We start from the raw sequence: 6,760 nt of genomic DNA, 5'->3' as shown, positions 1-6,760 counted from the left end.
ATCCCGAACTCAGACGTGAAACGCAACATCGCCGATGGTAGTGTGGGGCTTCCCCATGTGAGAGTAGGTCATCGCCAAGCATTTAATCCTAAAAGAAGGCTCATCCTAACGGATGGGCCTTTTTTTATGTCTGGTGCTCAGTGAGGCTAATCGAGCATGGGGAACCCATGTGACAAAGCCCCTGTTCCAAAGGAACGGGCTTTGGACGTAGGAGTACAACGACTACGCCCGCAGGGTCAGAAGCATCGCTTCTGATCATTGTAGGTCATGGCATCAATCTTAGTTGTGGGTACTGGCTTAGGTCATTACTCCTAACCCACACCACTTTTTCTAGTCTCTAGCAGCTCCGTAGCGGCGTTCTCGCTACTCGAAGCGTGCTAATCCGATCGCAGTGAGGCCACTGCTCCTAGAGGTGAGAGCATAACCTGAGCCTTTTGGGTATCTCTTGTAACCCAGCTCATTGCGCATAGCTGTTCATAGAGGGTATTGGAGGAAGTGTGATGAGCCTTCCAGCTAGAAAGGCTCTAGTGAGCGCTTAAACGCTGCTTATTGCTGAAGACTTAAGGTGCTAACAATGTCTTCCTTGAGATCGGCATAATCGAAATCACTGATGCCGAGGAAGTCCAGAGCGGTTCGCAGTTCGATAAGAGGGTCTTTTGGCTCCGGGAGCCTCCAGAAGTGCCTGTAAGCATCGCTGATATCTCTTGCTAAAAGAAGAAGACAAAGGCTTAGGCGCATCTCCTCATTTTCGTCTGCAGGTTCTTTGAAAGTTTCTCTATAGAATGGCTGTCGTCCGATAGCTTCGGCTGTCGTTTCGCTCATATTCCATTTTCGAGCTAGTTCTGCGCTGAGTTGGTAGTGACTTACACCATAGCATTCGACTTCTGCATCGTGGATTGCTGTCAGGCTCAGGCCGTTCATTGTGCGAAGGAATTCTTTATAGTCCGACTTAGCTCGCATAAGAAGCGGGATGCCGATGTCGTGTAGCATTCCTAATGTGTAGGCTTTATCACTATCAATGTTGGTGAATTGCGTAGAAAGTGCAGCGCAGATACGCGCTACTTCTGTGGCAGTATCCCAAAACCGTTCCATCGGCCCGACATCTGAAAGGCTATTTTTTAATGCGGCTAGTCTGACAATGTTGAATGTTCTCTTTAATCCTAAAAGAGATACGGCGTGCTCTATGGAGGATATCGGTTGGTCAAATCCGTAATAAGCTGAATTTACAGAAGAGATGATGGACGAAAATAGTGCCACATCGTTTTTGATAGCCGTACAGATACCATTTGTATTCGGATCTTCAGCTTTTATCTCTTCCGTTATTTTTATAAGGACTTCAGGCCGGGAAGGGATAATATAACTAGTGGTTTGCTCCGATCTAGATGTCATACAGTCGTGCCTTAATAGCTGTTATCATGAATACCTAACTACATTCCTACTACAAATCTGAATTGTTAAAGGTCTGAATGCTATTTTGTTGGATGTTTCACTCCCTTGAACTCTATGATATCTACTCGATAGGTGTGAATAACCAATGTAGTCATACATCGAGTATAGGTCAATGCTGAATATAGGCGCATTTACTTTTAATTACGATCATGTTGAGGATCGAATCCTTTTGATTGGTAATTTGAATAATAAACAGCCAAGAATCGATTTTTGGCTCACGCGTAAGCTTGTTCTTTGCTTACTTGAGGCGGCGAAAGGGCTTGTAGAAAAAACATCTGAGGATATCGCTAACCTCCCTGAGCAGCAGAAATCTCAGATGGCTCAATTTCATCATGAGCAAGCTCAGCACGAGCTTGATGTTGAGCCAGAGGATGAAGTTGAAGCTCAGTCAGGCGGCCTTCTTTATCGGCTTGATATCAGTAATCAAGCCGATCGCTATAAATTAATTTTCTTTGATGTACAGGATGAACCGTTGGCCTCTAGCATTCTCTCTTATCAGGAGCTTCATCAGGTGCTTTATCTACTTCACCGTGGTGCTAAAGCTTTAGACTGGGGAGTAGATGATGAATTATTTGGTGCACCAGAAACTCATAGGGTTTTACAGTAAATGAGTAAGCCATTTGTTGCTCGAGGCTCAAGGGTTCAGCGCTGCGAGTCCTGCTTATTGTCGGAAAGAGTTTGTATCTGTAGTTTTAAAACCTCTTATACAGCTAAGGCTCGCTTTTTTCTTATGATGCATCATAAGGAGGGTTTTAAGCCAACCAATACAGGTCGCCTTATTGAGGACTGTATTCAAGGAACTGAGCGTTTTAAGTGGTCCCGAACTGAACCTGATGAATCTTTCTTAGCGGCTGTATCCTCACCTGATGTCGATCCCTATATTGTTTTCCCTGAGGGAGAAGGTTATGAAGATCGGATGGTTGATTATCAGCCCAAAGAGGGTAAACAGCCGGTTTTTATTATTCTAGACGGTACCTGGCGGCAGGCGCGTAGGATGTTTAGGCACAGTCGCTATTTGGATGCTCTGCCTGTGATTCAACCGGTTGTGGAGTCTTCCAGTGCATATCGATTACGTAAAGCGGCTGTAGAGGGGCAACTATGTACAGCTGAAGTTGCTGCTGAGATGCTGCGGCTCGTTCATGATAAGAAGGGCAGTGAGCTACTTTCTGCATATTTTCGAATATTCAATGAGCACTACAGGGCTTCACGTTTAACGAGGCCTATAGCGGATGATACTTCCGATAAGACCTTGATCCGGGAGTGGCAAAGGCTCTAGCTTTCCAGCCAGAATGTTACGGGGCCATCATTTAATAGATTAACCTGCATATCTGCAGCAAAACGCCCTGTAGCAACGGTTTCATGTGCTTTTTCTGCTTGTTCAACAAAGTAGTCGTATAGTTCTTCACCCAACTGGGGTGATGCGCCTGACGAGAAACTTGGTCGTAGGCCTTTTTGGGTATCCGCAACCAGAGTGAATTGAGACACGACTAACAGACCGCCTTGCACCTGTTGCAGGTTCAGGTTCATTTTTCCTTCGTCGTCTGCAAATATCCGGTAGCCAAGAATCTTCTTGAGCAGTTTATCTGCAGATGCTCGATCATCTGTTTTCTCTACACCTAATAAAAGCAGGATGCCGTGATCGATTTCTCCGACTCGCTCCCCATTCACATTCACAGATGCTGATTTAACTCGTTGAATAAGTGCTTTCATCTTTTTCCTTATCTACCGCAGTCGCTTTATATCAGTTGCGGATTATGCCAGTGATAGTGCAAAGTTGTCCGTAGCGCGAATCAGATTATCGGTGATGCCTGATTCGAAGGCTGAATGCCCTGCATCTCTGACTATGTGGAGTTCTGATTGAGGTAGGGCATCATACAGTGCGAATGCTTGCTCTATAGGGCATACCATATCGTAACGGCCATGCACGATGGTGGTTTTGATATTCTGTATGCGGTGGCAGTTTTCTATGATCTGATTGTCATTGATAAACGCCTTGTTCAAAAAGTAATGGGCTTCAATACGCGCCATTGCCAGGGCTACGTGCGGATCTGCAAAATGGTCAACAAGATCATGGTTTGGATCCAGTGTCGAGCAGCGCCCCTCCCAAACCGACCAAGCTTTGGCGGCAGACATACGTGCAATTTCATTGCTGGATGTTAGGCGTCTGTAGAATGCGCTTAACATATCGTCACGCTCTTCTAGAGGGATGATCTGTTCATAATCCTTCCAATAGTCGGGGAAGACTGCGCTAGCGCCTCGTTGATAGAACCAGTGGATGTCTTGATCACGGCAGAGGAAAATTCCGCGCAAGATAAGTCCGAGAGCTTTTTCAGGATAAGCCTGAGCATAAAGCAAGCTAAGTGTAGACCCCCAGGAGCCACCAAACAGCAGCCATTGATCGATGCCCAGTAAATTGCGGATGGCTTCAATATCGGCAATTAGATGGTCGGTGGTGTTAGCCTCAAGCTCTGAATGAGGAGTTGAGCGACCACAGCCACGTTGATCAAAAAGGATGATGCGGTATTTCTCTGGGTCAAAAAAGCTTCTATGCGCTGGGTCGGTTCCGCCTCCCGGGCCGCCGTGTATAAAAAGGACAGGGATGCCCTGGGCGTTGCCACTCTCTTCTATATAAAGAGTATGCAGATCACTTACTTTAAGTTGATGTTCCGCATAGGGGTGGATCTCAGGGTAGAGGGCGCGCATATTATCTCCAGAAGCCAGATTGACCTTAATCCCATTTAGTATAAAGAGGCTGAGTGAGACAGGCTATGCCCTAAAAAAAGAAAAGGCAGTCAAATGACTGCCTTTCTGAAACGTTTATTTGCTAAGAGTTATGATTTCTTAGCGCGTTTACGTTCGTTCTCTTTAAGAAGCTTCTTACGCAGACGAATAAAGTTTGGAGTTACTTCTACCAGCTCGTCGTCTTCGATAAAATCCAGTGCCTGTTCCAGTGTGAATTTAACTGGAGGAGTCAGTTGGATGTTTTCATCAGAACCAGAAGCTCGAACGTTTGTCAGCTGCTTACCTTTAGTTGGGTTTACAGCCAGGTCATTGTTACGGCTGTGAATACCCAGCAGCATACCTTCGTAAACTTCTACGTTTGGTTCGATGCATAGACGACCACGATCCTGCAGGTTCCATAGGGCGTAGCCAAGAGCTTTACCTGTAACCATGGATACCAATACGCCATTGATACGGCTAACTACTTCACCTTCTTTAACTGGACCGTAGTGGTCGAAGATAGAAGTCATAATGCCTGTACCTGAGGTCATAGTCAGGAACAGGGAACGGAAGCCGATCAGGCCGCGAGATGGGATCATAAACGTTAGGCGTACACGGCCTTTACCGTCTACTTCCATATTTGTCATGTCGCCTTTGCGCTTGCCGAGTTCTTCAATAACAGAACCCTGGTGCTCGTCTTCAACGTCGATCATCACCATTTCGTATGGTTCGTGGATCTCTCCATCAACTTCTTTCTGAATTACTTCAGGACGAGAAACACCCAGCTCGAAGCCTTCACGGCGCATAGTTTCGATCAGTACAGACAGGTGAAGTTCACCACGGCCTGATACTTTGAATTTCTCAGGAGTTTCGCCATCTTCTACACGTAGCGCTACGTTGTGGATCAACTCACGATCCAAGCGCTCTTTGATGTTGCGGCTGGTTACGAACTTACCGTCTTGGCCTGCAAACGGGGAATCGTTCACTTGGAAGGTCATGGATACAGTTGGTTCGTCTACGCTCAGTGCTGGTAGAGCTTCAACATTGTCCGGATCACAGATGGTGTCGGAGATGTTCAGCTCATCGATACCAGTAATACAGATGATATCGCCGGCTGTAGCGCTTTCTACATCAATACGCTCTAGACCATGGTAACCCATAATCTTCAGTACGCGTCCACCACGTACTTTGCCATCTCGATCGATAACCTTAACCTGAGTGTTAACATTAACAGTGCCTCGAGTTACACGGCCTACACCGATAACCCCTAAGTAGCTGTTGTAGTCCAGTGCAGAAACCTGCATCTGTAGTGGTCCGTCGATATCGACTTTTGGTGGTTCTACGTGTTCAACGATAGCTTCAAACAGTGGCGTCATATCTTCCGCCATATCGTCTGGCTCAAGGCCAGCAATACCGTTTAGTGCAGAAGCGTACACAATTGGGAAATCCAACTGCTCATCAGTTGCACCAAGGCTGTCGAATAGATCGAATACCTGATCGATTACCCAATCAGGGCGTGCGCCTGGGCGGTCGATTTTGTTGATTACAACAATAGGGCGCAGACCCTGGTCAAATGCTTTCTGAGTAACGAAGCGTGTTTGTGGCATTGGGCCATCAACCGCATCTACCAGCAGACATACACAGTCAACCATGGACAATACACGCTCTACTTCACCACCGAAGTCTGCGTGTCCAGGAGTATCAACGATGTTGATGCGGTAGTCGTTCCATTTGATGGCTGTATTCTTGGCCAGGATGGTGATGCCGCGCTCTTTCTCCTGATCGTTGGAGTCCATGATACGCTCGGTGCCTTCGTCGCGACGGCCCAAAGTGCCTGATTGGGCAAGTAGTTTGTCGACCAGAGTGGTTTTGCCGTGGTCAACGTGCGCGATGATGGCGATATTTCTTAGCTTTTCGATCACGTGTATGTACCTGTGAGAGATTTTTTGCGAATGCGGCATTATACGGGTTTGAGCAGAAAATACTGCATATTTCTTATACAAAACTGCTGAATCATCACTACAACAGGGGGTCTTTTAATTCGAAAATTGATCCGTGTAAGAATTAGCATAGAAAACGATTGTTTGATGTAGCTGTTGTCTGTGCTGATGGAGTATTATATTGCGCAATGGTGGTGCATATTAGATGTACAATTCTTGCCATGCTTTATTTTGGTGCATTATTTCTTGTTGTGCTTCTTTTTGGTGCCAAGAAAGTGAGGCCAGTTATCTATAGATGCTGAAATATCAAGGGATTATCTTTGGATGTCCTTTTGGCATGGTAGTTGCTCTGAAAAAACACCGAATAATAATTTCTGATTTCTCAAGGCTGAGAGTGCTCGGTCTGATAATTACAAAGTGGAGAAAGTCACATGTCAGAGAAGACTCTGAATCTGATCAAAGAAAGCAATGCTAAATGGGTTGATCTGCGTTTCACCGATTCTCACGGTAAAGAGCAGCACGTAACTATCCCTGTTTCCGACATGGGCGATGACTTCTTTGAAGAAGGTAAAATGTTCGATGGTTCATCCATCTCAGGTTGGAAAGGTATTAATGATTCCGACATGATCCTGATGCCGGAAGATAGCGCT

Annotated in this window: 7 protein-coding genes; 3 read left to right on the top strand and 4 right to left on the bottom strand. The window is 46.0% G+C overall.

The window, feature by feature from the left end; genetic code table 11:
* Positions 1–546 precede the first annotated feature (546 nt).
* Positions 547–1,389, bottom strand: a complete 843-nt coding sequence (locus GY843_RS04445) for an HDOD domain-containing protein (protein ID WP_297306945.1) — start codon at positions 1,387–1,389, stop codon at positions 547–549.
* A 172-nt stretch (positions 1,390–1,561) separates the two neighbouring features.
* Between GY843_RS04445 and GY843_RS04440 the strand changes: the two genes are divergently transcribed.
* A complete protein-coding gene (locus tag GY843_RS04440; protein ID WP_297306943.1) occupies positions 1,562–2,056 on the top strand; it encodes a hypothetical protein in 495 nt (164 codons plus the stop codon).
* The gene (locus GY843_RS04435; protein ID WP_297306942.1) at positions 2,057–2,725 is read left to right on the top strand and encodes a tRNA-uridine aminocarboxypropyltransferase; all 669 of its coding nucleotides are present in this window, start codon (positions 2,057–2,059) and stop codon (positions 2,723–2,725) included. It begins immediately after the preceding gene.
* On the opposite strand, the gene dtd is transcribed toward GY843_RS04435, so the two are convergent.
* The 3 genes from dtd to typA all read right to left on the bottom strand — a co-directional run bounded on the left by dtd (position 2,722) and on the right by typA (position 6,092).
* Positions 2,722–3,159 carry a D-aminoacyl-tRNA deacylase gene (dtd, locus tag GY843_RS04430; RefSeq protein ID WP_297306940.1) on the bottom strand — a complete coding sequence of 146 codons (438 nt, stop codon included), beginning with the start codon at positions 3,157–3,159 and terminating at the stop codon, positions 2,722–2,724. The two genes, GY843_RS04435 and dtd, sit on opposite strands and share 4 nt — an antisense overlap.
* Positions 3,160–3,201: 42 nt before the next feature.
* Entirely contained in the window at positions 3,202–4,152 is a 951-nt protein-coding gene (gene pip / locus GY843_RS04425; RefSeq protein ID WP_297306938.1) for a prolyl aminopeptidase, read from the bottom strand.
* A gap of 128 nt (positions 4,153–4,280) precedes the next feature.
* Positions 4,281–6,092 carry a translational GTPase TypA gene (typA, locus tag GY843_RS04420; protein ID WP_297306936.1) on the bottom strand — a complete coding sequence of 604 codons (1,812 nt, stop codon included), beginning with the start codon at positions 6,090–6,092 and terminating at the stop codon, positions 4,281–4,283.
* A 449-nt stretch (positions 6,093–6,541) separates the two neighbouring features.
* Here typA and GY843_RS04415 point away from each other — a divergent pair.
* A partial coding sequence (locus tag GY843_RS04415; protein WP_297306934.1) for a glutamine synthetase beta-grasp domain-containing protein occupies positions 6,542–6,760 on the top strand: 219 nt, incomplete at its 3' end.

Source organism: Neptuniibacter sp. (genome assembly GCF_024231755.1).
Lineage (GTDB): Bacteria > Pseudomonadota > Gammaproteobacteria > Pseudomonadales > Balneatricaceae > Neptuniibacter.
The sequence above is the reverse complement of the archived record's forward strand: the minus strand, read 5'-3'. Positions and strand labels throughout refer to the sequence as shown.

Bases quoted from the DNA above. Each gene is read 5' to 3' on its own strand.
- GY843_RS04445 (WP_297306945.1), bottom strand. From the start codon at position 1,389: ATGACATCTAGATCGGAGCAAACCACTAGTTATATTATCCCTTCCCGG.
- GY843_RS04440 (WP_297306943.1), top strand. From the start codon at position 1,562: ATGCTGAATATAGGCGCATTTACTTTTAATTACGATCATGTTGAGGAT.
- GY843_RS04435 (WP_297306942.1), top strand. From the start codon at position 2,057: ATGAGTAAGCCATTTGTTGCTCGAGGCTCAAGGGTTCAGCGCTGCGAG.
- dtd (WP_297306940.1), bottom strand. From the start codon at position 3,159: ATGAAAGCACTTATTCAACGAGTTAAATCAGCATCTGTGAATGTGAAT.
- pip (WP_297306938.1), bottom strand. From the start codon at position 4,152: ATGCGCGCCCTCTACCCTGAGATCCACCCCTATGCGGAACATCAACTT.